Here is a 26,863-nt window from a genome sequence, read left to right as displayed (position 1 = left end):
CGTTAAATCTCACGTAAATAGCAATTCACTATTATTAAATTTAAATTAACCGGCGCGCAATTCAATATTTTCTAAAGAAAGGCTCTGTGCATTCTTTATATATTACAGAACAATTAACCCCACCTTTCTTTTGGCAAGTATTTAAAGAATTTCTGGAAGCCACATTGATATCAGCAGCAGAAGAGACGCCACTTCCCGTGTTCCCGGATGCTGGTGATGCAAGAGCGACACATTGATTCATATACGTAAAGCTAACGTAGCACTCTTGAAAACCTTCCGAGCCACATTGATCTAAAGCATCATCCTCTGCGCTTTTCTTAGTAGGTTTGCCGACTGAAGCCCACGCCTTAGAAATTTGCTTGGAGTTAACAATTGCACCCCAGGTTTTTATCCACTCCCCGTTGGGCATTGGTTTAGGAGATGGTATTTGTTGACCTCCCATCTCGGGCGTGTCGGGAATGCATTGAATGCTTCCCATCTGAACACCCATTGGGCATCGAGTTTGCCCATACACGCTCCCGTAAAAAGCAATTAGGAGCAATATTGAGATTGGTAAAAAAAATCGCTTCATAGCGCCGCCGTAATTTAATGATTTACCTCTGAGCAAGACCACGATCACCGCTATTGCTCGTTGAGGAATTTATCTCACCACTACTGTTCCGTGTGCCGACTTGGTTTGCCTGCTGAATATTGCTGTTAGCAGAACTACTTTCGCGACTTGGAGTGGGTGGTGTGTAAGACTGCTGAGCGTTAGCCCCCTGCCTATTGGCATTGGACGCCGCATCGGACGAACCCAGCGAGCCAATCGCCGAATATGGGGCGAACTGGCCCAGCGTGCCTTGGAAGAACGCCGCCGCCATCGGTGGTGCGGTCAGAATGAGTGTCGTCAATACCAAGCCTACTCCTCCCTGCTGCAGCGCCATGCTGCTGATGCCCTCCCCATTGCCGCCGCTGACCGCCCATTTCGCCAGAAACGCCACGCCTACCGCACCCACGACCTTTGTCGCCAAGCTCACCGTAAACGTCAGCACCGACAATGAAAAGATGATGCCTAATCCGTATAGCAGCCATTTGCTGAACAGCGACTTGGTCGCCTGAAACAACAGGCACAGGATGAACAATGGTCCAAACCCGACCACGAGCGCCATCGCCATCGCCAGCTTGTTCAACAACAGCATTGAGCCGGCCACCACGCCAGGGCCGGCCATGCCGATACCAGTGAACCAGCGCGCCCGGTTCTTGGCGTCTTCGCTTTCTTTATCGCCGCCGGTCTTGATCTGATCCAACCCGGCCAACGCCATCTGCATCAGCATCAGCATCAGGTTTTGGTCGATCGACTTGTAGGGGCTATCGGAGTCACCTGTGACTGTCTTGGTAATCGCTGAACTGATGCCGTCGGTCAGGGTCCAATACAGCTGGGGCGAGCCCTTGGCCATGCTCGTTGCCAACCCAATGATCAGCGCAGCGCGCAACGCCGTGACCACCAACCCCATCGCCGCTTCACGTGACTGGCCGGTTGCGAGGCGGTAGCCCTGAATGAATATCCATATCGTTAGCACCGTCAGCGCCACCATGCCCACCCAGGACGTCGTGCGCTGCAACAACTTCCACTGAAAGATCGCAATCTCATCGCGCAGGTCGTTGAAAGTAGAACCAAGGCGAGCATTCCTGACCGCCTTGGCCATTTACCAGCTCGCTGAAGTGCAACGACCAACATGCTCGACTTACATGGACATCGAGCGCGAAGCAGTTTCCTGGGTCTGCACCTGGGTGGCCTGACGCTGGCTTTCCTCGGCCGCTTGCCGGCTGCTGTTTTCCAACGGCTGATTCTGCGCTTGATTGCGATCCACAAAAACCCGCTGCATTGCCGGGTCGGTCATCTCGCCCTGCACTGCGAAGAAGCCGTCGCCGCTCTTGTTGGGCACAACATGGTCGATGCGTTGGAGACCGCTGACCTTGGACTCGAAAACGATCTGCCCGGCTGCCTGCTCAAGTTCTTTGCGGTTGGCAAATCCGCCACGTTCACCCAGCGCCTCGAGCTTGCTCACCGCGCCGTTGTACATCGCGTTGTCGGGATGGCGCGGGTCAGACAACAAGGGGCTGGAGGCTGCCTGTGCCGGCGCAGCAGGCGCGGCCGTGTGCTCAGGTTGCTTGGGTGTCGCCTGGGTCAACGCCTTGGACAAAGCGGCCTGGGTCTGCTGACCTGCGACGCCGTCTATCTGCAACCCGTGCCCGCGCTGGAATTGCTCGACCGCATATTTGGTGTTGCCGCCGAAGTCGCCGTCTGCCTGTAGTGGCTTGCCGTCGCGGCCGATGGCACCTAGCTGGGCAAGTTGGCCTTGCAGCTGTTTCACTTGCTCTCCGCGCTCGCCTTGTTCTAGTTTGCCGTCATGCGATGCATCGCGCTTCGGCTGTTGAGGCACAGCGGAGGTATTCGTATGCATGGCATGCGAACGGCCCGGCTGCATGTATTGATCCATTCCATCACGATTACGTGTGATGTCGTGCATGTAGTCATAGTTGCTGGTGCCGTTGCTATCGCTAAACTCTCGTCCACCAGTTATCGCTGCGCGCGCGCCGCCGTAACCTGAGATGTGACGAGCCTTCAAGAACCCGGCTACTTTTGTTGGACTGTCGTCGCTATCGAGCACCCCATCACGCACTGCCTGACGATACGACTTATCACTATTTATCTTAAAGGCGCCGTCCTGTAACTCCGCAGAACCCTTGTATTTTTGAAGATTTAGTCCATCTTTCCAATTGGACGAATCTTCAAGAAACCTTGTCATTCCACCACTGGTAGCCCATTTCCACTCTGCACCCCGAACCTTATCCGGATCGAAACCAGCATCCCGCATTGCAGAGTTGAGCTTCGCACTATCGACATATCCTGCATCCGCAAGCCAACCAGCACCCGATTGATATCGGCCGACATAACCTTGTCTATTAGTTATCGATAGATCCCCACCATTACTTTCTGTCATGACAGTTGAAGCGATCAACCTGCGCGTAGCATGGTCATCAAGACCAGCAATATTCCCTTGGCTATAAGCCTGAGCGGTGGCCGCCGCTTTTTCTCGTCTATCAGCCATGTTTCATGTCCTCTGGATATGACGGTTGGGTACTGCACCACCATCTAGCGGTGCCGGATGCTGCGGTCATCGCGCCTTACATTGCAACTTTTCTATCCTCATGTCGGGCTTTTCTTTGGTAAACAAAAAAGTGGTGTAGCCAGGCCCCCGCGAACCCTCGCCGTCGTCAACATACGCTTCCAGGAATAGTTGATGACCATCGAGAACCACTTCGAAAAATTTCGTCTGAGTGTCAGGAACATCCTCCCCCAAGTCTGCGGCGCAATCTCCCGCAATCAACCGAAGTGACGTTGCAGAGGGCAACTGGCGCTTTACTACATCAGCATACTCAGGACTAACATAGAACTTCTTTACCGCAATCGAGTGCACGCTCTGCGAATCTCCGCTAAGGGTAATACCTGACTCGCCCTCATTTACTTTCTTCACTCCCGCCTCTGCACCTTGATTTCCATCAGGCACGTCAACCATGCCGAAACCGTCCAGAAGGAGAGTACCTTCTCGGAAACGCAAGTTCTCCGGACTGTTGCTATCAGGATTTGGTTGCGGCGAAGCTTCTCGCCAACGCACTTTATTAGCGCCATCGAAGCTTGACCAAGGAGCATTATCCTGAGTGACAAGTTGAGAGACGACCTGATGGAGTGGCGTCATTTGTCTTAGTCCTTGCAATTCATCAACCTGAGGCATGGATCTAACTTTGCGTTGCTGCGCCTCTGTGTTCCTTTCCTGAAAGTTAGCGCTCACTTTTTGACTAGGCGCCTCGCTTTCGCATGCACCCAACAACACAGCAACAGAAACCAGAAGGTAAAAAAACTTGCTCTTTGATGGCATTTTAGGCCCAATCACAATATCAAAACATTACAGCAATAGAAAATATAATAAATTTTTTGGAACGATCACAGCATTCAAAAAATTAAATGCGATTTAGTACTTTTTAAATATCGGATCCGAACATCCGGAATAAATAATATTACACTTACCACCACCATAACTTTCACAATATTTCATAGCAAGATTTGTCGCAACTTCTTTACTTTCAGCGCCTTGAAAAAAACTCTTTTTTTCTGAAGAAACCGACACCGCACATTGGTTCTTGTAAGTTAAATTTATCTTGCAATCAGGAGCTCCGCCCTCTGCACACAACTGAATGGCTCTTTTTTCGGCTTCCTGACGACTGAGTTTACCAGTGACAGCACCAGTTTCTCCTGTGGAATTTGATCCTGCAATTGCACCCCAAGTTTTTAGCCACTCGCCCGTAGGCCTAGGCGGCGGATCCGGAATATCGCCTCTTGATGTGCCCGAGTCAGGCCCACATTGCGGACTGCCTGGCGCTACGCCGACAGGACATGCAGTTTGCCCGTATGCAACGCCAGATAAAAACATATTTACCATAAGGAATAATCGAGAACGATTCATTGCGACACCCTTAAAAGGTTTTATTAATTCTTTGCAAGGCCACGACTACCTGTAGCGTTTTCTTGATTCGATGGAGATTCTGAGCGGACACCGCTGTTAACGCGGGCCTCATCTCTGTCTCTAGGCCTCGAGGTTTCACGCTCCGGCGCACCCGGCTCATAAGGCCGTCCGGCGGCAGGCGACTGACCTGGGCGATCCAACTGCCCTAGCGCCGAGTACGCCGTGAACTGACCCAGCGTGCCCTGGAAGAAGGCGGCGGCCATCGGCGGTGCGGTGACGATCAAGGTTGTCATGACCAAGCCTAGCCCTCCTTGTTGCAATGCCATGCTGCTGATGCCCTCGCCACTGTTTCCTGGCATCGCGTACTTCACCAGGAATGCGACAGCCACTGCGCCGATCACCTTCGTTGCCAGGCTCACCGTGAAGCTCAGTACCGACAACGAAAACACCATGCCTAAGCCATATAGCAGCCACTTGCTGAACAACGACTTCGTCGCCTGGAACAACAGGCACATGATGAACAAGGGACCGAAGCCCACAAACAGCGCCATACCGATCTTGTTCAACAGCAGCAGTGAGCCCCCCACCACGCCGGGGCCTGCCATTCCCACCCCGGTGAACCAGCGCGCACGCGTCTTCTCGTCGTCTCGCTGTTGGTTGCCTGCAGTCTGGATCTGATCGATGCTCATCATCGCGATCTGCATCAAGCCCAAATTCTTGTCGATCGCATCGTAGGGACTTTCCGAATCCCCGGTCACCACTTGGGTAATGGACTGACTAACACCGTCAGTCAGCGTCCAGTACAGTTTCGACGAACCTTCGGCCATGCTCGTCGCCAGACCGATGATCAGCGCCGCACGCAACGCCGTCACCACCAGGCCCATCGCCGCCTCGCGGGACTGGCCGGTCACGATGCGATACCCCTGGAACATGACCCACAGCGTCAACACCGTCAAGGACACAATGCCAATCAACGCCGAGGTGCGCTGCAGTAGCATCCACTGAAATATATCGATCTCGTCGCTGCAAGATCTTCATGTGCAGACAAGATGACCTTGGCAATGCTTATGTCAAATGCCAAGGTCATCGATTGACCCCTACGGCACGATCAAATCGTCCTGCTACGCGCCTCGGTTTCTTGCACCTGAGACTGCACCTGTGTCGTCTGGCGCTGGCCTTCCTCGGCCGCTTGTCGGGAGCTGTTTTCTAATGATTGGCTCTGCGTCTGGTCGCGGTCCACAAAAACCCGGCGCATCGCCGGATCGGTCATCTCGCCCTGCACTGCAAAGAAACCGTCACCGCTCTTATTCGGCGCAACATGATCGATGCGTTCGAGCCCACTGACTTTCGCCTCGAAAACGATCTGACCAGCTGCTTGCTCAAGCTCTTTGCGGTTGGCGAAACCGCCACGCTCGCCTAGCGCTTCGAGCTTACTCACTGCTCCGTTGTACATCGCGTTATCTGGATGACGAGGGTCGGAAAGCAGGGGACCAGATGCTGACTGTGCCTGTGCAGCGGGAGCAGCCGTCTGCTCGGCTTGCCTGGCCGTTTGCTGCGACAGTGCCTGCCCCAAGGCTGCCTGCGTCTGGTTACCCACCACACCATCTACCTGCAAACCACGCTCGCGCTGGAATTGCTCGACCGCGTATTTGGTGTTGCCGCCGAAGTCGCCATCAGGGTGCAGCGGCTTGCCGTCGCGGCCGGTTGCGCCGAGCTGAGCAAGCTGGCCTTGCAACTGCTTCACCGACTCACCGCGCTCGCCCTGTTCTAGTTTGCCATCGTGCGATTTCACGGCGTGATGGGAGGTCGAACTGGGCGCTATGCTGGCTTTGAGATCAACACCATCGCGCTTGACGCTCTCGATCAAATCAGGAACACGACGCTCCCAACTTTCCGCGTGCCGTTGGCAGTCTTTGGCTGCTTCAATACTCCAAGGTTTGCTGGGCGTAACACCATTTACTACACGCCTAGCATTATAGAAGTCGTGGCTATCGGCATCAATATAGCGATCAAGAGGCTTGCCAGTAAACAAGCCATCGCGCATACCAACAACCAATACCTTTGCGGCGATTTCTGGATCCTTCGCCATATCTGGATTGCGGACCATTTCACCATTCAGGCCCAGCAACTTGTCAAACTTTGCATAATTGTAGTCATGGGTGAGATGCACGTAGCCACGGCCATAAAATTCTTCGCCGCCGCTATATCCAAGCTTGCGCGCTTGGCTACGCCCGAAATCTTCTTCAGGCGCCTGAAAGTTACGCGTCTCATGCTGAGCCGTCGCCAACATGTACGATATTTGCTTTGGATCGGTCACACCGTTCTCAAGCGCGGTTTTGACGATCAATCTAACGGAATATTCTCGATCCACACCAAAGCCTTCGGTGCTCCGGCCACGTCCATCACTCATAGTATTCTCCGTACGTGCATGTCATTAGAATTTGTTGTTGCATCATCGGCACTACAAACCCGAAGATGCGTTGCATGTACTCACTACAAACTACCACCCACTTCCTATTTAGTTACCTCCTTCATCTCACCGTTTTGAAGTCGCTCGATCCGTTTCTTCGGGTTGGCCGGATCATTCGTGTCTTCGGTTACCCGCTCTATCAGCACTGCCTCGTCCTTTCTGAGTTCGTAGGTATCAAAAACATGGATACAGCATCCATCCCCAGAAGTAGACGTCAGTAGATTTCCTTTCACGGAGAATAAGCCATTGGCCATTACCGTGATATCGGAAAGCGACTGATTGAAGACAAGGCGTCTTTGCGCAGAATCGAAAAGATAGACACTGTAAGAGGGGCCACCATAACCACCCTCTTTTCCAGACCACACCACTACATCTTCGTGTCCATCGCCATTGATATCGGCCAAAATGATTGAGTGGCGGTTTTTCTTGTAAGTGTCGTCTAGCGGACCATGATAGAACGTGGAATTGCTATCCACGTACAATGCCTCAGGCTCGACAGAAATTGCCCTGACTCCCGGAAATGCCACCTCCACGACCGGCGAACGGTTACATAGCATGATCCCTGGACTATCTTCGTTGCAGCCCTGCGCTTTGATTGAAACAGCGATACCGCTGATATCTGCTCTTATCTCGCCCTGACCATTGAGTGTGGCATTAACGGTTGACGGCATTTTCAAATCCTTTTGCGGCGAGGATTCAGGCTTTTTACCAACTTCCGCTCCGTCAGTCTCTGCGGACGGAGCATTGCTAGGACTGCACGCTGTGATCGAGACGACACAACCTAAGTACAGCGCCCCCACCAAAGCTCTGGCTAGTGCACGCTCCAACATAGAAAACCCTTTTAATATTTTTTAAATATTGGATCAGAGCATCCGGAATACATTAATTTACAGTCCTTGCCACCACTTTTTTCACACCTGCTTGTAGCCAGATCAACTGCCCGCTCTTTTGTAGCAGAAGCCTGAGAGAAACCTCTCGTATCGCTTGAAACAAGAGCAGCACATTGGTTTTTATAAACAAAATCAACCTCGCAATCAGAAGCCCCCCCTAAAGAGCATTGATAAAGTGCAGAGTTCTTAGCATCCTCTTGTGATAGCTTACCAACCACTGCGCCAGACTCGCCTGTAGAGTCTGAGCCTGCAATTGCGCCCCACGTCTTTATCCATTCTCCAGTTGGCCGAGGAGGCGGAGATGCAATTTCCCCCCTTGAAGTTCCTGAATCGGGTCCACATTGTGGGCTACCGGGTGCGACACCATTTGGACATGCGGTTTGTCCAAAAGCTGGGAAGGAATTAAATACAAAAAAAATGAAACCGTAAAAAAATATTCTAATTCTCATAAAAATAACCTTATTTTTTACAATTTCGTCAGTTATTTCGTGGCGATACCGCGGCTACCAGCTGCAGGCTCCTGAGATGGAGCAGGCTCGGTCCGCATAACGGTATTTCTACGTCCATGATCTGCACCAGAGTCATTACGCTCCTTAGCAGGCTCCGAAGGCTGATAAGGCCTACCAGCCCCCGGCTCCTGATTGGCCCGGTCAAGCTGCCCCAGCGCCGAGTACGCCGTGAACTGACCCAGCGTGCCCTGGAAGAAGGCCGCTGCCATCGGTGGTGCGGTCACAATTAGAGTTGTCATCACCAGGCCAAGCCCTCCTTGTTGCAATGCCATGCTGCTGATGCCCTCGCCACTGTTTCCTGGCATCGCGTACTTCACCAGGAATGCGACAGCCACTGCGCCGATCACCTTCGTTGCCAGGCTCACCGTGAAGCTCAGCACCGACAACGAAAACACCATACCTAACCCATATAGCAGCCACTTGCTGAACAACGACTTCGTCGCCTGGAACAACAGGCACATGATGAACAAGGGACCGAAGCCCACAAACAGCGCCATACCAATCTTGTTCAACAGCAGCAGTGAGCCCCCCACCACACCGGGGCCTGCCATCCCTACCCCAGTGAACCAGCGCGCACGGGTCTTCTCGTCGTCGCGCTGTTGGTTGCCTGCTGTCTGGATCTGATCGATGCTCATCATCGCAATCTGCATCAAGCCCAAATTCTTGTCGATCGCATCGTAGGGACTTTCCGAATCCCCGGTCACCACTTGGGTAATGGACTGGCTAACACCGTCAGTCAGCGTCCAGTACAGTTTCGACGAACCTTCGGCCATGCTCGTCGCCAGACCGATGATCAGCGCCGCACGCAACGCCGTCACCACCAGGCCCATCGCCGCCTCGCGGGACTGGCCGGTCACGATGCGATACCCCTGGAACATGACCCACAGCGTCAACACCGTCAAGGACACAATGCCAATCAAGGCCGAGGTGCGCTGCAGTAGCGTCCACTGAAATATATCGATCTCGTCGCGCAGGAAATCGTTGATCAGCGAGAAGAACGCGTAATTACCAAGACTGCTCAGAAAATCCATATGTCACCACATTCCACTGGACGGCCAGGCCGTGGAGCACTCGCTGCTCCGGGTTCGATTACACCTGCGACGGCACGCGCATCCTGCGCGTGCCGAGATCTCACTTGCCCAAATCTAATGGCTCCATATCACGAGGTCTGTCGGATCTGACCGAATCCAACGCCGCCTTCATGGCGACCCCGGCGACCACCGACTTGCCGAAATCCCCCAAGGTGTTGCCCAGACTCTCGAAGAAGCTGCCGATGCCTCCTTGGCTAGAGGGATCCCCGGAGGGCGCCTTCTTGCCCCGCATCGCCGCCCATGCCTGCGCATCCTGTTGCTTGGTCAAGAAGCCCAGCCGCGTTTGATACGCAAACATCGCCGATTCCATTTGCTGGCGATCAATGTCCATCAGTGTCTTCAGTGCGATCAGCTTGTTGGTATTGTCCTCCAACTTACCGAGTTCAGTGTCTTTGATCTCTGCGCGCTCTTGTTCGATCTTGCGCAAGCGTTCAAGACGCTTTTTGGTGATGTCGTACATCGCCACCATATAGTTGTACTGCGAATTGCGCGTGCGCTGAATCAGCTCGCACCCTTCTTTCTGCTGGGTCGCCACCGGCGTCCCCGCCGTGGTGCTTGAACAATCGGCAATCCCGTAGTCATCCGGCACCACCTTGATCTCTTCCTTGGGTTTGTCGACTTCTGTCCCGCTGTCCTTGTCTTTGGGCTTTTTGCCGAGCTTCAGTGAATTCTGGATCTCTTTTACTTTGGTGTTGAGGTCTTTGTCGACGACTTCCCACTGCGCACTGGCCGCTCCCGCCATGCAGAGCAGCACCAGTCCCGTCACTACCCGAGAAAAATGTCTGAACTTGGTTGTCATGGTGTTCTTCGCCTCCTGTGACACAGATGGATATGTTGCCGGATGAATTTCTTGATGAATGTTGGCGTTACGCATCTTCGGCCTCCTTGTCCTTAACAGACTTGCGCTTCCCAGAGCCCTTGCGGTTGGCATAGAAATCGCTCAACCACTGCTCAGGCGTCAGCTGGTCGACGGTGACGCCAAGCTTGCTGGCCTTGCCGCCCAGGATTTCATGCATGATCTCGATGTTGTCGGTCGAGGACGAAATGACCGATAGTGCGTCATCCATCCCACGCAGGTTGAGCTGGCACACTGCAGACGCATGGCCTTGCTTGACCAGGAAGCAGCGCGAGCGCTCGTCCAGCGAGACCACTACCTGGTACTCGGCATCGGTCAGCTTGAGGCCTTCGATGTAATCGTCGCGACTGGCATTGGGGTTCGGCAGAAGCACCATTGTGGCGGTCTGCTCGATCAGCGCCGCAGCGATGTCGCTGGCCAGGGCGTCCTCCGGGCTCTGCGTGGCGAAGATGCCCAGGCCGTTTTGTTTACGGATGGTCTTCTGTTTGTTCTTGGCGAACTCTTTCAGGCCACCCTTGCCATCGAGGATCTTCCAGAACTCGTCCATCACGTAGATGAGCGGGCGGCCATCGATCAACGCTTCCAGGCGGTGCAGCAGGTAATTGATCACCGGCACTCGGACTTCGGCGTTATCGATCACATCGGTGTAGTCGAAGCCGATGATCGAGGCGCGCGTCAGGTCGATGGTATCGACGGGGTTGTCGAACACCCAGCCTAGCGAGTTACCAGCCGTCCAGCGACGCAGGCGCGCGTACAGCCCGTCGTCACCCATGTTGGGCAGGCTCTTGCGGAAATTGCTCATGCTGCGCAAATGCATGGGCGTGTCCAGCATGCCTTCGACCGCACGATAGATGTCTTCTTCCTCGCGGGAGCTATATTCGGGCTTGCCGCCCAGCACCTTGATCAGTTCGGCGAGGAACTGCGTATTGGCTTCATTGCGCTCGCACTGGAACGGGTTGAAGCCGGTCGGCACGCCATTTTCCAGCGCCAGATAATTGCCGCCACACGCTCGCACGAAGATCTCCGCGCCGCGGTCCTTGTCGAAGAAGAAAATGGTTGGGATCGGATCGAACTTCTGCACCTGGCTCAGCAGGAAGTTGATCAGCGCCGTCTTGCCGGTACCGGACTTGCCGATCACCATCGTGTTGCCGATCGCCTTCTCGCCGAGGGAATTCTCGGCCGGATGCGTGGCGTGGAAGTTGAAGTAATACGGCTGCCCGTTGGTGGTCTGCAACGTGGTAACGCAGTCGCCCCACGGGTTGTTGTGCTGCTTGCCCTGGGCGAAGTTGTGCAGCGGCGACAACCCGAGGAAATTGAGCGAACTCAAGTTGGCGATACGTGTACGGAAGCGCCAGTTGCCCGGCAGCTGCGCATAGAACGAGGAGGCGATTGCCAGATCTTCCTTGGCGGATACGAAACCGGCGTTGGACAATTCGGCGCGTGTCGTCGCGATCTGCCTGGCCAACTTCTCCTGACTATCGGCATAGACCGCCAATGTAAAGTGATATTCGCCCAATACAAAGTTGCCGGAGGCCACGTCGTCCATCGCCAGGTCCAGGTCGCGGATCTGGCTGGACGACTTGTCACCCGACGAAATCATCATTCCCTTGGTGCGTTCCAACACCTTCAAGGCATCGTGGCGCCCGACCGGGCTGAACGAATGCGTCATCACGTATTCGAAATCAAGATACTTCAGGCCATTGAGAATGCCCGGATAGGTTCCGTCGGCATATTCCTTGACGTTGAGGATCGCACCAAAGTGATTGATGCCATCCGGGGTGCGAATGACAAAATCGCCGGTCTTGTTGGCAAACATGTGCTTGCTGACAGGCAGATAAGCCGGAACAGGAGCTTGCAGCACCGGAACAGGCTCGTCGATCCGGTTGAGCAGGTAGCCGAGAAACTCCAGCGTCTCGGAAAACACCACACCATTCTTGGCCTCATACATGCCGAGCCGGTAAGGTGAATAATCCTTCAGTACCGCCTCGACGTTGGTGGCCAACTCGACGATCTTGGAGATGGCCTGCTCTTCCTCGGCACGGATCTTGTCAGGATTTGCAGATTTTTCGACTAGGCGCCGCCCCGTCACCACCGGGCGATAGATCATGCTGAAGTACAACTCGTTCTGCATGATTTTTTGCGAGGATAGCGCTGCGTAATACTCGTCGGACAACGTCTGATTGAACGATTGCTTGAAGCGCCCGCCCGTGCCAATTTTTCGACGACGGCGAACGTCATGAACCCAGAACGCGATATTGGCGAAATCCGGTGCACGCAAGGTTTGCAGCAACCGATTAAATGTGTTGTGCCGCTGTTCGAGTTCGAACTCGTCACGCCCAACGAAGGGCAGGCCAGCCAGATGCCAGATCAACAGATAGTCTCCACCTGTCGTCTTGACGACGGACGGAGCGACATGTGTCGAAATGGAAACAAATTCGCCGATCGGACTGTCTGGACTGAACATGGTCTTACCAAATTAAGAGGAAAAGCATCGCACCAGGAACTATCTAAAACACCAACCCCACGCGGATTGAACGCATGGGGTTGGCTAACTTTCTCAAGTGCTCATCGCGGCTTGCCCGGCGGGCCCTTGCGGTACTCGTTGGGAGTGAATACCCACATCCCGGAGTAACGCTGAAGGTTTCGAGCGCGCATTCGGAAAAGCCAGCGCAATCCAAGCAACCTGAAAATCATTTCGTCCCTCTTTGCCATTTGCTGCATGCCAAAGATGATGACGGGGATGGTGAACAGGTACCAAAGATTGATGTACATCCCCAACAGCAAGCCACCGCCCGCACCGATGAAGAAAGGGATATACGGCACCCCCAGAAACATCGCCGGACGGGTGCAGCCGCGGAAGAGGACGTCTTTATGCATAGTACTGAGCGATCTGCACCAACGCAGCACCGACTCCCGAGCAGTCGTTAGCAGCAGCACCATCCTTGTTTTGAAGAATCATGTTGGCGATCTGGCCAGCTGCGCCAATCAGAACACCACCGATAAGGATCGGGGAAACCTCAGAGATACGCTTGTGTGCAAAGGCAATTTGATACCCGGCCACGATAACCGCAATGGTGACCACTGCAATCGAACCCATGTTCAGAAGCTTCTTCACATTATTCAGGAAGCCGCAAACCTGAGTGTCCGTGCCACCAAGGCCGTTGCTTTCTGCTGCTGCACCACCGGCAACCATCAGCAGCGAGATGAATACCAGCGCCTTCACTGCCTGGGTGCCAACCATCTTGGCATCTGCCATTGTCTTCTTGTCGATTTCAAACTTCATGTCTAACTCCTTGGGAACAGAGGGGGTCCAGCAGCCGTGTCCTTGGCGATCTTCCATCCTAAAAAACAAATGCGCTATCTACTTGCGGAGCCGCCTGTGGTGCACGCGGCATTAAAACGGGATTTGCGGGTTGATCAGTCTGCGTCGAGGTCTGGGGTGAGACGGCGGGCAGCGCCACCCCACGCCCCTGCCCTGTCGGCTTTATCACATACAACTCGTTCTCCGCTGTAGGTGCCACGGGGGTGGCCCGACTCGGCAGAGAGTAAGGTGCCGAAGGTGATGACAGCATAGGCCCGGACGGTGAAGCCACCGTGTTGCCCGCCCCGGATAGGTCCTGAATACGACGCGCCACGATCGCATCTGCCAATTCGGCGGCTGCCTGCTTGAGCGGATTGGCAGGCCGCAACTGCACCTGTCGCGTCGGCACGACCGCAATGGGCTCGGCTCCAGAGGATGATGCTACCGACTGACGAATGGATGCATAGATCTTCTGGACATAACCGTGCTTGAAGCCGGTCTCGAAGTTACCGGAGTAGTAACAGCTGAACGACTTGCCCCAATTTGCGCCGGAGCGCGAATGGCACTCAGCCAGAATCCTCGAAGCAGCGACCAGATTGGGGCATTTGTCGAATGCCATCTCGTAACTGGTCAGCCCGTACTTCTGCAGGTTGTAGCGATTGACTTGGCCTAACCCCAGGGAGAAGTTATAACCCTTCTGTTCCAGCATCTTGGCGGTGGCGACTGCCTCAGCCAAACCCCGTGGCTCACGCACCAAGCGCCCGCCAACCACACCGATTGCATACGGATTACGCGACGACTCGACACGGACAACGTGCTGCATCACCTCGCCAGGAACAGCAAGTCCAGTGCACCCCATCAGTTCCATGCCAGGCAACATGTCATTACTCCTTGCAAAACCAAACCAGCTCTAACGAAAGAATTTGCCCCTCAACCGCCGCGCAAGGTTCTCAGAGGATCGAAGTCGATGCCCGTGATGAACCGGCGCCCGGCGTGTGCCTTGATGTGAACCACGATGTCGATCGTCATTCGCAGCAAACGCTTGATCACTTCGAACTCCAGACCGGAGCCTTCGTTGGATGCCTTCACCATCAAGGCCAACTGGTCCCAGGTCTGCTCGACGCTACCGGCGTGGCAACTGGTGATGGAACCCGGATGTCCCGATGCGCAGTTACGGATGAAGTAGAACGACTCATCACCACGCAACTCGGCCAGGATGATGCGATCCGGTTTCATGCGCAGGCATGCCTCCATGCAACTCTTGGCAGTCACATTGCTGGCGCTCTGTCCACCCTTCGAATACAACAGGTGCACGGAATTGGGCTGACTGATGAACAGCTCACGCGCGTCCTCGATGGTGACAAGACGTTCTTCGTTGGGGATGTGATTGACAAGTGCCTTCATGAAGGTGGTCTTGCCGCTGCCTGTTGCCCCAGCCACGACTACATTCTTCTTGTACAGCACGCACTTTTTGAAGAACTCGGCATAGTCACGTTTACGGCGCAATTCCAGCAACTCCTGGTCATGGTCGCTGACATCGGCCGACTGTTCCAGGACCTCGTCGAAGAAACCGTCGTGTTTATACTGCTCCAGCGACTTCGTATGCTTGGAAGGCAACCGGATCGTGATGGATACCTTGCCGGCGTCGCATGCCGGCGGCATCACGAACTGTGCGCGCTGCCCCGTCGGAAAAGTCAGTGATACCACCGGGTCGGCGTCGGTGATACGTTGCCCGGTATTGCTCTCGTTAACGACTGCAGTACAAAACTGCCGAGCACGGTCGTAAGTGAGCGACGGCACATCAACCCGCTGCCACCCATGAATGGTCTCAAGATACAGCTCACCCGGACGATTGATGCAGATTTCGGTCACGTCAGGCGAGTTCAGGTAATCCAGGATTCCCAGCACTGAGTACTGGTAATCCAGGAAGTCATTCGAGATGCGCGCTGTCGGGGAATCATCGATCGTCATGGCAACCACGTCATTCACTTCGGCAGGACCGCCGAGAAGTCGACGTCCTTGGCAACATAAACGTTCAACACGGTGCCCTGATTGATCGTCAAGGTAGCCGGCCGACGCCCAGACTTTTCGACCGCCTGCTCGGCGAGCTGCTGCATGCTGCGAGCAGTATTACTCTCGAAGGGCTGCTGAGTGACGATTCCGCTGCCAACACCGATTGTGGTCGTTTCTGGACCATATTCGGCAGCCGCATACTTGAAGGCATCGCTCAGCAGGCTGATGAACAGCGCCGATGCAATCTTGTTGCCCCAGTGTGCGTTGTAGTTGCCGGGATGGCCGGCGCTACCCAACGTATCAATCCCGGGCCCCACCAGCGTGACATCCAGACCGGTCGGCGTGGTGACACGATCCCAGACCACCTGCAGACGCCGTGTCGTCGGCTCCCCGGCACCATACTGGCCCAGCATCTTGGAACCCTTCGGCAGCAGCAGGTTGTGCCCGTTGATGGAGTACACCGGCTCGGTCACGATGCACGATGTATAGCCACCGAAATCGGAAATGATCCGGGTCTCGAGGATGCAGCGAATGTACGTCCCGCGCACCAACAATCCGTCCGGGTTGCTGATCGGCTTCGCCAGTGTTACAGCATTATCCTCCTCTCCGGACGCAGCTGGCGGGCCAGCTTGCCCGGGCATGCCTGCGCCGTTCGCAGCGGATTCGGCGAGGATTCGGCGCTCCAACAATGTCGGACCGCGCTGACGCTCAGGCGCAGAACTTGTGTCTTCGCTCTCGTCGGTGGGCATCGGCGGCAATGGTGGCAGACTCGGCTGCTGCGCGAGAGGCACGGGTGCCTCTTCGACGGGCGCAGTCATATTCTGTGGCAGCGCGGGGGCCACAACAGTCTCGGCGCGCGGCTTCGGCGGCGCCGAATCGTCCCCGCTTTGCGTCGCCAGCCAGAAAATGACGAGAATCAGCAGGGCCGCGATGGCCGCCAGGAAGACAAGCGCCTTACGATTCAGCCGTTTGATGTCGCTGGAGCGCAGCACCGGTTCATTGGCGTCCAGGTCAGGCGCGGCACCTGCCTGCTGACGCGCATAGTACGGATTATTGCGCTCTTCGTACTCGCCGTTATGCGACGCTTCTCCGCGGTTGTTCGGGGAGTGATCATCTGGGCCGTTGGGAATATTCGAGTTCACTTTTGCTTGTTCCTTCGCAGACCGAGGACGTTATCGCCGTGGCGAACCACCAGGAAAGGATAGGTCCCATGCACGATCAGGGTATTGCCTTCCACCGTCGTATTGACGAGAAAATCCTCGGAGTGCTCTTTCTCGCGAGCGAAGACCGCCGGAAAGTTCCCGGTTGGAAACCGCGTCAGATCCATGTTTATATACGTGAACTTGCCATCGTCGTAAACCCGGCTTGGAATCAGCCAGGATTTCTTGGTACGCGTGGAGTAATCGTAATCATAGTAGTAACGACGATCCTTCAGGATCTTTGCGTTCAACAACGGACCTTTCTTCGACGTGTCCGCATCTTCGACATTGTTGAAACTGGTGTCCTTCGGGTAGGTAAACACCACCTTGTATTGAACGCCTGCCTGCTTCGCCTGCTCGAGGCGCTGCCAATCCGTTGCAACCACCTTGAGTTCGAGAATGTAGGAGTGGGTTGCCGTACGAATCATCATGTTCGTATCGACGTCAACGTTCTTCGGCTTCAAATAAAAGACATTCTCGCGTCGTGTGAGCTCCCAGCCACCGGTGAAACCGGTGCTGTAGTCCAGGATTTTTTCGTTCGGACTTAGCTCGACCTGCGTGGTGATCCCCAGACCCGTACGTACCTGGTAGATACGATCGGGCGCATACTCATATTCCTGAACAACCTGGGCTGCAGCTGAGAAAGCACAGAGTGCAAGTGGCAGCGCTAAAAATAACGCAGCCCTGTACCGGTTAAAAAGTTTCATCGACCGCTTGCTCCATTGACATTATTCGGCGTCCCTTGGGGTTGAATCGCAGGCTGACCCGCCGGCTGCATTTGATCCGGAAACGCGGGCTGTGCTTGCTGTTGCGGCACGCCCCCCTGCGGCAATACTCCTTGCTGGAGCGGAACGCCCCCTTGCGGAATCGCACCGGAGACATTTGCCGCGTTGGGATCGACAACGCCTATGCCAGGCTGCTGTGCCGCTGCCTGAGGCTGCGCATTGATGACAGCACCAGTGGCAGGCGCTGCTGGCAGCGAGGAGTAGTCGTTATCGACCCGATAATCTGTCACCCGGAATCCCAGGGGATTTTCGACACGCAAGCTATCACTCATCTCCAGATTGTCCTGATAGACGAAGCCCATGGTGGCGATCTTGTTATCGAGCAGCGTGGAGAGCGTTGAATTCTTGTCATATACGGTCCGCTGGAAGCGCACGGTCGCACCTTTGTAGGGCTGCCCCTTCCCGCCGATCAGCGTGATACTTAGGATATTGACGCGGACTGCGCGAAGCTTGCCGTACGTATTCAACGGCCGTAGCGGATTGTTTGAAGAATGCAGTGCGCGATATTCATTCACAACATTTGTCGTTCCCATTGCCGACACGGTATTCCAGTCACGTTGACCGATGATCGACAAATCAAACGATTCGCGGGCAATGATGAAGCGTGCGATATTGCTACGCGCCAAGGCCTCACTCGTAGTAATCGTTCTCCCACCAAAATTCGCTTCAAGCTTGGCGATAGTGCTTGTACCCGAATAGGCATCTGCCATAACTAGATAGGGCACTTTCTCCTTCAACGGCAGCATGTAGTAATAGCCGCCCGCAGTCATGACGGTCACGACCATCGACAAGGTCGCCACAATCCACGCGCGCTTTTCACTGCGGCGCGCAAGATCAGCGATGCTCACCTCGTAATTAACCGCCTTTTGGACGGCCGCCCCGACTTGGGCAGATCCATCTTTCTCACTGACCTTCTTACGCAACATGTCTAGATCCGTCACCGTGGGGCCTTGTCAGGCCTGAAACTGTTGCCGCGATGGGTTGCGGGCATGGGGGAAGCATGGACGTCCTTGTAAATGTGATGTCTCAGGTGCATCGCATCAGTCGACGCTTCCTTAAAGCTTGGATCCGGTTGATACCGCTACGGGCTGTACGAGCAGCTTGTTGGCAGAGACTGACACCGAGACTCCTTGCGCGGCATACACCGCGCTCAGCTCTGTTGCGGCCTGCTGCACGCTGGTGGTGCTGATATTCGAAACCGGTGCAATCAGGGTGTAGTCCGACGGTAAGTTGTAGGACAACTGCATGCTGGAGTCTGCGGCCCAACGCTCAAGCATGGTCTTCAGCGTGCCGTCCATCGGCGTGGCCTGATACGTGTAAGAGGTGTAGAGCGGGATTTCGGTCGGGGCCTCGTCAAAATGATTGACGTGCTTCCAGCGCCCGCCAAAGTCGGGAGCAGGCTTGGTCGCGCAGGCGCCAGCCAACATGGCAGCCGCTAACACCAATGACAGCTTGGACACATACATCGGATTCACTCTGACTTCTCCAACTCAGGAAATTTCGGACTTAATGATGGACAGCACAGCGGCCCCGCGCACCTAAAGATGGCAGAGCAACAAGGGCTTTGAGAAACCGGCTGGAAACGCGAGGCGCACATGAACCGCCCAGGCAGGCGACGCAGTGCTGCGCATACGCGCAAAAGAAGCAAATGAGCACATCAAAGAACCATCCATAGCCTTACTCCTATACGACCCCATCCGGCGCCGTCCCCTTAACAAAAAACCAACAAAGCAGGAATTCTGGGTAACTTTGCCCTTAACGGACACATGAGTCAAGAATTACCCGTACATGGCCTCAGTCGATATGTGATGAACATCACACATTGACAGAAAGCGTTTTCACATCCGTTTTCGGCAGCAGCCGTGCCGTGAAGTACCGGTCTTCGTAGTAGCGGATCTTGTCGCACTTCACAGGATGCGGGATTCCTTCGTATAGGAAGACTTCCTTCTCGTTGCCCATGGCCTTGAGCTCCTGCGGCAACATCAGCGCCCGGCGCTCCTCGGAAACGCTATGGGTCGTCTCACGGCCTCTGGTGACGTTCTTCTTCTTGATGGTGGTGTACCCCAGCATCTCGGAGTAGTCATTCGCGTCCTGCTGCTCGCGCGGGGCGTAGAGGATCTGCAGGGCGTGGTTGGTGATGATGGTGCGCGAGAGGTCCTTGCCGTAGGTGGCGTCCAGCTGCGCCATGCTCTGGATGATGGGCAGCAGACGGATGTTGTAGCCGGCCATGTAGGCCACGGCGGTGGAGATGATGTCCACCTTGCCGATCGAGGTGAACTCGTCCATCAGCAACAGGCACTGGTACTTGAGCTCAGGGTTGGACTTGGGCAGTTCGCGGGTGTTGAGGTTGATGATCTGGCTGAAAAGCAGATTGATGATCAGGCGGCTCTCGGCCAGCTTGTTGGGCTGGATGCCGATGTAGATGGTCATCTTCTTCTTGCGCAGATCCGTCAGCAGGAAATCGTCGGCGCTGGTAGCAGCGTCCAGGACGGGATTGATCCAGGCGTTGAGCGGCTCTTTCAGGGTGCCCATGATGGAGGCGAAGGTCTCATCCGCCTGTGACAGCATGTTGGCAAACGCCGACTTGGCGTTGCTGCTGAGGAACCTGCGTTCGGACAGCGACTTCAGATATTTCTTGAGGTCGGTGCCGTCACCCGACGAGAGACGGTAGATTCCACCCAACGTAGGCGCCCCTGCCCCGCCCGGGAAGCCCAGCGACAGCTCCTCGTCCCAGTTTTCGAACAGATAAAGCGAGAACGCCATGAACGCGTTGCGCGCCTGGCTGACCCAGAATTTCTGGTCGTCGGAACCGTCCGGGTACAGCATCGCGGCGATGCTCATCAGATCCGAGACGCGGAAGGCCGGATCGGCCGACACGTAGGTGAGCGGGTTCCAGCGGTGCGTACGGCGATCTTCGGCAAACGGATTGAAGAGAAAAACCTCGTGCCCCTGGCTGGCACGCCAGCCGCTGGTCAGATCGAAGTTTTCCTGCTTGATGTCCAGAACCACCACCGATTCCTGGTACTCGAGCAGATTGGGAATGACCACGCCCACGCCCTTACCGGAGCGCGTCGGCGCGGCGAGGATGACGAACTGCTGGCCACTGAGCCGGACCAACTTGCCATTGAACTTGCCGACTACGATGCCATTCGGGCTTGGCTTGAACAGCCCATGCTTGGAGAGGTCGGCAGCTCCCGCAAAGCGCGCGTCGCCATGCAGCGCCTTCTGCTTGGGCTTGACCAGCAGCACCATGCCGATTGCCCAGACGATCCCCGGCAGGCCGAAACCGAACGCCCCAGCCAACTTGATCTTGGTCACGTACGGCGCGACTTCCGGAAGACCCATGGCGCTGACGTAGCGATAGTAGGTGTCCCACGCGTACAGCTTGGTATCCAGCCGCAATAGCAGCAACGTCAGGTAGCCCGACAGGCAATACCCGATGAGCATCGTCACCACGGTGGCGATTGCGGCGATTTTGAGCTTGGACACGCGCCCTTCTCCCTGGCTTGCTTCTGTCAGCGTTTAGCGACGAATAGTTGACTTGTGATCCAGCGAGTCGGACTTGCGCCCACCGCCTTCGCTTTCGACCAGTGAGTCGATCCAGACTTTGGCCTGATCCAGCGAGAGGTCGGGCGTCAAGCGCGTGCCCGCGTCCGTGACCACTGCGTAAGCCACGACGCTGTCAGCGGCATAAACCTCTTCACGCGTGATGGCCACAACGCGATAGCCCCCTCTGGTCAGCACGGGGTGCTGGTACTCGTCCATCGCCAGTCTTCCTTTCCGTCAGCGCGGTAGGCGATGCTAAAGCAAGACGTGCGTCTGAGAAAGCGATTTCAGCGCTGCGCATGCCCGGCCGGGCTCGCCATGACACAGCGGGTGCGAGGCGTTCACGGCCGCAATACCACGAAGTACGATTTTTCCCGCATTTTTTGCGGCCTGAGGCAGGCCCTAGCCCATTCTTGACCAGCCAGCGCGAGGCGTTGGATGAAACACCGCCTTTCGCGCTGGGCTGGGCCCAAAGCCAGAGAGGACGGCTTGTCACCAGAATAAAAGCACCCGCAGACATGCAGAACTTTACTCGTTCCCAGGGGGTCACTTTGGTGTCAGTGGCAGCCATCGCTGCCGGTGTTGAACCACTCAAGTCGCTGTGCCGTCTGGACTTGTAGTGGTGGGCGGTACAGGGTTCGAACCTGTGACCCCTACCATGTCAAGGTAGTGCTCTACCGCTGAGCTAACCGCCCGTTTCCTGCGTCAGCATTGCGCTGTGCAGGGCGCGCATTCTAGCGCAGGGATTTGGCTGCCACAAGCCCTCCCTGTGCGCGATCGCGGTGCTGGCACCTCACGCGAGGCTGGCCGCCTTGAGCTTCAGGATCTGGTCGCGGATCTGCCCCGCCGCTTCGAATTCCAGATCCTTGGCGTGCTGGTACATCTTCTGCTCGAGTGCCTTGAGCTTGCCGGCAATTTCGGCAGGCCCCATCGCGCGATAGTCGGCGGGCTCCTCGGCCACCTGGCGCGACTTCGAGCGCCCCTTGCCAGCCTTCTTCTCGGCCGCGTCTTCGCGCGCGCCTTCCATGATGTCGGAGATCGGCCGCGCGACCGACTTCGGGGTGATGCCGTGCTCAAGGTTGTACTCAACCTGCTTCTCACGCCGGCGGTCGGTCTCGTCGATGGCTGCCTGCATCGAACGCGTCATCTTGTCGGCATAGAGGATCGCCTTGCCGCGCAGGTTGCGCGCCGCGCGCCCGATGGTCTGGATCAGCGAGCCGGTGGAGCGCAGGAAGCCCTCCTTGTCTGCGTCCAGGATCGCAACCAGCGACACCTCCGGCATGTCCAGGCCTTCGCGCAATAGATTGATGCCGACCAGCACGTCGAATTTGCCCAGGCGCAGGTCGCGGATGATCTCTACGCGCTCCACGGTGTCGATGTCCGAGTGCAGATAGCGCACGCGAATGCCGTGCTCACCGAGGTATTCGGTGAGGTTTTCGGCCATGCGCTTGGTCAAGGTGGTGACCAAGACGCGATCGCCCAGCTTGATGCGCTCGTGCACCTCGGACATCAGATCGTCGACCTGTGTGCCTACCGGGCGGATCTCGACCACCGGGTCGATCAAGCCGGTGGGCCGCACCACCAGCTCGGTGATCTCGCCGGCAGATTCACGCAGCTCGTACGGGCCCGGCGTTGCCGACACATAGATGCTGCGTGGCGAACGCGCCTCCCATTCTTCGAAGCGCAACGGTCGATTGTCCAGCGCCGACGGTAGACGGAAGCCGAATTCCACCAGCGTTTCCTTGCGCGAGCGGTCGCCCTTGTACATTGCGCCGATCTGCGGAATGGTCACGTGCGACTCGTCGATCACCAGCAGCGCATCCGGCGGCAAGTAATCGAACAACGTCGGAGGCGGCTCGCCAGGCGCCTTGCCGGTCAAGTGCCGCGAGTAGTTCTCGATGCCGTTGCAGAAGCCCACTTCCGCCATCATCTCCAGATCGAACTGGGTGCGTTGCGCCAGGCGCTGCGCCTCCACCAGCTTGTTCTGCGAATACAACTGCTCCAAGCGCTCCTTCAGCTCTTCCTTGATGGTGTCGACCGCGCTTAAGGTGCGCTCGCGCGTGGTGGCGTAATGGGTCTTGGGATACACGGTGTAACGCTGCAGCTTGCGCAGCGTCTCGCCGGTCAGTGGATCGAACAGCGTCAGTTGCTCGATGTCGCCATCGAACAGTTCGATGCGCAACGCCTCGGTGTCCGACTCGGCGGGAAACACGTCGAGCACCTCGCCGCGCACACGGAACGCGCCGCGCGTGAGTTCGAACTCGTTGCGCGTGTACTGCAAATCGGTGAGATGGCGAATCAATTGACGCTGATCAATGTGCTCGCCGATCGAGAGGATCAGGCGCAGCGACAGATAGTCTTCCGGCGCGCCGAGGCCGTAGATCGCCGAAACAGTGGCCACTACCAACGAGTCGCGCCGCGACAGCAGCGTCTTGGTCGCCGACAGACGCATCTGCTCGATGTGCTCGTTGATCGAGCTGTCCTTCTCGATGAAGGTGTCCGACGACGGCACATACGCTTCAGGCTGGTAGTAATCGTAATAGCTGACGAAGTACTCCACCGCGTTGTTCGGGAAAAACGACTTGAACTCGCCGTACAGCTGCGCCGCCAGCGTCTTGTTCGGCGCCATCACCAAGGTCGGCTTCTGAACCTGCTGCACGACGTTGGCGATGGTGTAGGTCTTACCCGAACCCGTCACCCCCAGCAGCGTCTGCTTGGCCAGCCCCGCCTCGAAGTTGGCCACCAACTTGTCGATGGCCGCAGGTTGGTCGCCGGCTGGGGAATACGGGGATACGAGCTCAAAGCGGTCGGTCATGGAGCAACTCTCGGGGGAGGACAGTACGAAACAACGGAGGTCCTTGAAGGTAGAAACCTGACAGCACGCCAGGCCAAAGCCCCCTGCTGCACCACGCAATCACCGCAGAGACTGCTACTCCAGCCAACGGAGAGGCGCGATGCAGACAGGACCTCAGTCACCCGCAAAAGGGTACACGGCAACCGAGCTACTCATCGTGATGGCAGTGCTCGGCCTGCTTGCCGCAATTGCACTGCCGAGCTTCAGCGAACTGATCGAGCGGCAGCGGTTGCAGACCCGCGTCCACCTACTCACGGCACATCTGGCATTGGCCAGAAGTATGGCGATCATGCGCCGGACTGCGATCAGCGTTTGCCCCTCCTCAGATGGAACCATGTGCCGAACAGACAGCAACTGGTCCGCAGGGTGGATCCTTTTTGCGGATCCCGCCAACGCAGGCCAACCAAGCAGCGCACTGTCCGTCTTGAGAGTTGAACAACACGCGACGACGCAGAGCTTGAGTGTCACGAGCACAGCAGGAAGGCCGCTGATCCGCTTCATGCCTGATGGTCGCAGCGGCGGCAGCAACGCCACGATCAGCCTCTGCATCCAGTCAGAGCGAGTGGCCGACATCGTGATCAACAACTCTGGCAGAGCACGATCCGTTCGCTACCCAGTGATGCAGAGCTGTCCGGCACCTGCGCAGACATAAAACAAGAAGGCCGCGACTAGTCGCGGCCTTCTTGAACATCTTGGCGCCCGAAGTTGGACTCGAACCAACGACCCCCTGATTAACAGTTAGCTCTACTAAGCAATCATATCAACGAGTTGCACCGGCTATTTTTCCCGGCGTCAATCGCCGGAGGCCTTGTGCGCATTGGGCCGTCCCAGCGATTTTCCCGCTACGCCGGGCTCACTGGCCCGTCCCCAGGTGGCGTGGACGGGAGGCAATCCTGGCCGCCACGTCGGCCCGAATTCTTGCCTCGTGGCGCAAGACCCACATGACCGTGCCACGCCGCCCCTGCTCGAAGCTGCTGCAGTTGCGAACAACAAGGGGCGCGAAGGGGCTGCCAGGTGGAGCCGGCCTCTGGCGGTCGAGTAGCACATACCATCCGCCCGTGATCCTCTGATCCATCCTGGCCACCTCTTCACCTTCCAAGAGAAGCGCCGTGGGCGGCCCATCCGCGTGCTGCCAAGCCAGGTCCCAGCAGAAGCCAGGCGGCAGCGCAGGCTCATCGCCGGCATCGATCGCGCTCATGCCGCCGCTACCAACATATAGAAAGAGTGCCGCTGGCAATCCGACGTCCCCCCAATTTTGAGTAGCGCCTCAGTTTGGAGTCCAATTCCCTACCCCGAGGAGATTGGACGTGAAGAAACGTTTTACTGACGAGCAGGTCATCGGCTTTCTGCGCGAAGCCGAAAGCGGCGTCGCCATCAAGGACCTGTGCCGGCGGCATGGCTTCAGCGAGGCCTCGTACTACCTGTGGCGCAGCAAGTTCGGTGGGATGAGCGTGCCCGATGCCAAGCGGCTCAAGGACCTGGAGTCCGAGAACGCGCGGCTGAAGAAGTTGCTGGCCGAGCAGTTGTTCGAGAACGACCTGATCAAGGATGCACTGCGAAAAAAGTGGTAAGCGCACCGGCGCGTCGTACGCTGGTGCGCGAATGGATCGGGCGTGGTGCCAGCGAGCGTCGTGCGTTGGCAGTGATCGGCATGAGCGCCAGTGCACTGCGGTATTGCCCGCGCGAAGATCGCAATGGCGAACTGCGCGAACGCATCTGTGCGTTGGCGCATCGCCATCGCCGCTATGGCGTGGGGATGATCTATCTCAAATTGCGGCAAGAAGGGCGCATCGTGAACTACAAGCGTGTGGAGCGGCTGTATCGCGAGCAGCAGCTGCAAGTGCGCCGCCGCAAGCGCAAGAAGGTCCCAATAGGCGAGCGTCAACCGCTGCTGCGGCCATCGCAGGCCAACCAGGTGTGGTCGATGGACTTTGTGTTCGACCGCACTGCCGAAGGCCGGGTGATCAAGTGTCTGGTGATCGTGGACGATGCAACCCACGAGGCGGTCGCCATCGAAGTGGAGCGCGCGATCTCGGGCCACGGCGTGACGCGCGTGCTGGACCGACTGGCGCACAGTCGCGGTTTGCCGAAGGTGATCCGCACTGACAACGGCAAGGAGTTTTGCGGTAAGGCGATGGTCGCTTGGGCGCATGCCCGTAATGTGCAACTACGGCTCATCCAGCCAGGCAAACCGAACCAGAACGCCTACGTCGAATCCTTCAACGGCCGACTGCGCGACGAATGCCTCAACGAGCACTGGTTCCCGACGTTACTGCACGCGCGCACCGAAATCGAACGCTGGCGACGCGAATACAACGAGGACCGACCCAAGAAAGCAATCGGCGGCATGACGCCGGCTGCGTATGCCCAACATCTGGCAAACACCGATATCATCAACCCCGGACTCTAAACCAGGCCGCTACTCAGGGCGGGGGGACGTCGAATCGTGCCTGTCGGCCAAGATGGCGCCGCGCTCGAGCTCGAGCCTGCCTTGGTCTAGCAGCCTCCAATGGCTCCCGCCGACCGCGTCGAGCGCATTGAGGCGCGCCTGCTGAGCATCGCGGGACAGTGACATCGCGGGGAGATCCAGTGAGCGAGTGGTTGGGCGGCGACTCTATCGCGCCCCAATCTCAATTTTTCAGATGACCACCGGAGAGAGGTAATTTAGGTAACCTGCCTAGAAAAATTTTGATTTATCCATTAAATTCAATGAAATAAGATGATTTTTCAAAGGTAATTAAAGAGTAATCTTGAGGTAATCGGATTACCTTCTGAGGAGGTAACCTCATAGGCTAAAAAAACCCTTTGAAATCAATGACATTACTTTTTTGGGATCGGCAGATT

Annotated in this window: 25 protein-coding genes and 1 tRNA gene; 2 read left to right on the top strand and 24 right to left on the bottom strand. The window is 56.5% G+C overall.

Annotated features, from left to right (window positions below; genetic code table 11):
* Positions 1-61 precede the first annotated feature (61 nt).
* The 24 genes from ACCQ09_RS08575 to uvrB all read right to left on the bottom strand — a co-directional run bounded on the left by ACCQ09_RS08575 (position 62) and on the right by uvrB (position 23,980).
* The gene (locus tag ACCQ09_RS08575) at positions 62-619 is read right to left on the bottom strand and encodes a DUF4189 domain-containing protein (protein ID WP_227971701.1); all 558 of its coding nucleotides are present in this window, start codon (positions 617-619) and stop codon (positions 62-64) included.
* Positions 594-1,685, bottom strand: coding sequence for a TrbL/VirB6 family protein (locus ACCQ09_RS08570; protein WP_052844661.1), 1,092 nt, complete (start codon positions 1,683-1,685; stop codon positions 594-596). The genes ACCQ09_RS08575 and ACCQ09_RS08570 overlap by 26 nt, the downstream gene beginning before the upstream one ends.
* A gap of 39 nt (positions 1,686-1,724) precedes the next feature.
* Positions 1,725-2,984, bottom strand: a complete 1,260-nt coding sequence (locus ACCQ09_RS08565; RefSeq protein WP_047677031.1) for a peptidoglycan-binding domain-containing protein — start codon at positions 2,982-2,984, stop codon at positions 1,725-1,727.
* 174 nt (positions 2,985-3,158) lie between these two features.
* A complete protein-coding gene (locus ACCQ09_RS08560) occupies positions 3,159-3,776 on the bottom strand; it encodes a hypothetical protein (RefSeq protein WP_228428439.1) in 618 nt (205 codons plus the stop codon).
* Positions 3,777-4,013: 237 nt separating this feature from the next.
* Complete coding sequence (locus ACCQ09_RS08555; RefSeq protein ID WP_274316787.1) at positions 4,014-4,481, bottom strand: DUF4189 domain-containing protein; 468 nt, start codon at positions 4,479-4,481, stop codon at positions 4,014-4,016.
* A gap of 47 nt (positions 4,482-4,528) precedes the next feature.
* Complete coding sequence (locus tag ACCQ09_RS08550; protein WP_052862138.1) at positions 4,529-5,521, bottom strand: TrbL/VirB6 family protein; 993 nt, start codon at positions 5,519-5,521, stop codon at positions 4,529-4,531.
* A 92-nt stretch (positions 5,522-5,613) separates the two neighbouring features.
* On the bottom strand, positions 5,614-6,915 hold the full coding sequence (locus tag ACCQ09_RS08545) for a peptidoglycan-binding protein (RefSeq protein WP_076036028.1): 1,302 nt from the start codon (positions 6,913-6,915) through the stop codon (positions 5,614-5,616).
* Positions 6,916-7,019: 104 nt separating this feature from the next.
* Positions 7,020-7,646, bottom strand: a complete 627-nt coding sequence (locus ACCQ09_RS08540) for an XAC2610-related protein (protein ID WP_080640074.1) — start codon at positions 7,644-7,646, stop codon at positions 7,020-7,022.
* A gap of 170 nt (positions 7,647-7,816) precedes the next feature.
* Positions 7,817-8,314 (bottom strand): DUF4189 domain-containing protein, encoded by a 498-nt coding sequence (locus ACCQ09_RS08535; RefSeq protein WP_076036030.1) that lies wholly within the window; start codon positions 8,312-8,314, stop codon positions 7,817-7,819.
* A 32-nt stretch (positions 8,315-8,346) separates the two neighbouring features.
* Positions 8,347-9,405: a TrbL/VirB6 family protein gene (locus ACCQ09_RS08530; RefSeq protein WP_047709431.1), complete on the bottom strand. Its 1,059-nt coding sequence runs from the start codon at positions 9,403-9,405 to the stop codon at positions 8,347-8,349.
* A gap of 100 nt (positions 9,406-9,505) precedes the next feature.
* Positions 9,506-10,264: a hypothetical protein gene (locus tag ACCQ09_RS08525; RefSeq protein ID WP_052844744.1), complete on the bottom strand. Its 759-nt coding sequence runs from the start codon at positions 10,262-10,264 to the stop codon at positions 9,506-9,508.
* A gap of 67 nt (positions 10,265-10,331) precedes the next feature.
* Positions 10,332-12,785, bottom strand: a complete 2,454-nt coding sequence (locus tag ACCQ09_RS08520; RefSeq protein ID WP_040941092.1) for a VirB4 family type IV secretion/conjugal transfer ATPase — start codon at positions 12,783-12,785, stop codon at positions 10,332-10,334.
* Between the two features lie 101 nt (positions 12,786-12,886).
* Positions 12,887-13,198, bottom strand: coding sequence for a VirB3 family type IV secretion system protein (locus tag ACCQ09_RS08515; protein WP_075285572.1), 312 nt, complete (start codon positions 13,196-13,198; stop codon positions 12,887-12,889).
* Complete coding sequence (locus tag ACCQ09_RS08510; RefSeq protein WP_040941090.1) at positions 13,191-13,604, bottom strand: TrbC/VirB2 family protein; 414 nt, start codon at positions 13,602-13,604, stop codon at positions 13,191-13,193. The genes ACCQ09_RS08515 and ACCQ09_RS08510 overlap by 8 nt, the downstream gene beginning before the upstream one ends.
* Positions 13,605-13,662: 58 nt before the next feature.
* Complete coding sequence (locus ACCQ09_RS08505; protein WP_175611798.1) at positions 13,663-14,490, bottom strand: lytic transglycosylase domain-containing protein; 828 nt, start codon at positions 14,488-14,490, stop codon at positions 13,663-13,665.
* A gap of 62 nt (positions 14,491-14,552) precedes the next feature.
* A complete protein-coding gene (gene virB11, locus ACCQ09_RS08500) occupies positions 14,553-15,602 on the bottom strand; it encodes a P-type DNA transfer ATPase VirB11 (protein ID WP_029216906.1) in 1,050 nt (349 codons plus the stop codon).
* A 5-nt stretch (positions 15,603-15,607) separates the two neighbouring features.
* Positions 15,608-16,777 carry a TrbI/VirB10 family protein gene (locus ACCQ09_RS08495; protein WP_040941089.1) on the bottom strand — a complete coding sequence of 390 codons (1,170 nt, stop codon included), beginning with the start codon at positions 16,775-16,777 and terminating at the stop codon, positions 15,608-15,610.
* Positions 16,774-17,541: a TrbG/VirB9 family P-type conjugative transfer protein gene (locus ACCQ09_RS08490; protein WP_012437992.1), complete on the bottom strand. Its 768-nt coding sequence runs from the start codon at positions 17,539-17,541 to the stop codon at positions 16,774-16,776. The genes ACCQ09_RS08495 and ACCQ09_RS08490 overlap by 4 nt, the downstream gene beginning before the upstream one ends.
* Positions 17,538-18,545 carry a VirB8 family type IV secretion system protein gene (locus ACCQ09_RS08485; protein WP_040941088.1) on the bottom strand — a complete coding sequence of 336 codons (1,008 nt, stop codon included), beginning with the start codon at positions 18,543-18,545 and terminating at the stop codon, positions 17,538-17,540. Before ACCQ09_RS08485 ends, ACCQ09_RS08490 begins: the two co-directional genes overlap by 4 nt.
* Before the next feature lie 129 nt (positions 18,546-18,674).
* Entirely contained in the window at positions 18,675-19,085 is a 411-nt protein-coding gene (locus tag ACCQ09_RS08480; protein WP_012437990.1) for a TcpQ domain-containing protein, read from the bottom strand.
* Between the two features lie 349 nt (positions 19,086-19,434).
* Positions 19,435-21,108, bottom strand: a complete 1,674-nt coding sequence (locus ACCQ09_RS08475; RefSeq protein WP_012437989.1) for a type IV secretory system conjugative DNA transfer family protein — start codon at positions 21,106-21,108, stop codon at positions 19,435-19,437.
* A gap of 33 nt (positions 21,109-21,141) precedes the next feature.
* Positions 21,142-21,384 (bottom strand): hypothetical protein, encoded by a 243-nt coding sequence (locus tag ACCQ09_RS08470; RefSeq protein WP_040941087.1) that lies wholly within the window; start codon positions 21,382-21,384, stop codon positions 21,142-21,144.
* 401 nt (positions 21,385-21,785) lie between these two features.
* Positions 21,786-21,860, bottom strand: a tRNA-Val gene (locus tag ACCQ09_RS08465).
* 98 nt (positions 21,861-21,958) lie between these two features.
* The gene (gene uvrB, locus ACCQ09_RS08460) at positions 21,959-23,980 is read right to left on the bottom strand and encodes an excinuclease ABC subunit UvrB (protein ID WP_040941086.1); all 2,022 of its coding nucleotides are present in this window, start codon (positions 23,978-23,980) and stop codon (positions 21,959-21,961) included.
* A gap of 139 nt (positions 23,981-24,119) precedes the next feature.
* Between uvrB and ACCQ09_RS08455 the strand changes: the two genes are divergently transcribed.
* Together ACCQ09_RS08455 and ACCQ09_RS08450 are read left to right on the top strand one after the other, a co-directional pair.
* The gene (locus tag ACCQ09_RS08455; RefSeq protein WP_040941085.1) at positions 24,120-24,671 is read left to right on the top strand and encodes a GspH/FimT family pseudopilin; all 552 of its coding nucleotides are present in this window, start codon (positions 24,120-24,122) and stop codon (positions 24,669-24,671) included.
* 655 nt (positions 24,672-25,326) lie between these two features.
* A protein-coding gene (locus ACCQ09_RS08450) for an IS3-like element IS1404 family transposase (protein ID WP_100101058.1) occupies positions 25,327-26,429 on the top strand; the annotation gives its coding sequence in 2 pieces (ribosomal slippage) (positions 25,327-25,585 and positions 25,585-26,429; 1,104 coding nt in all).
* Positions 26,430-26,863 lie beyond the last annotated feature (434 nt).

Source organism: Xanthomonas sp. NCPPB 2586 (genome assembly GCF_041475775.2).
In the GTDB taxonomy this organism is placed as follows: Bacteria; Pseudomonadota; Gammaproteobacteria; order Xanthomonadales; family Xanthomonadaceae; genus Xanthomonas; species Xanthomonas campestris.
Note: the sequence above shows the minus strand (reverse complement) of the source record. Positions and strands in the feature narration are given on the sequence as shown.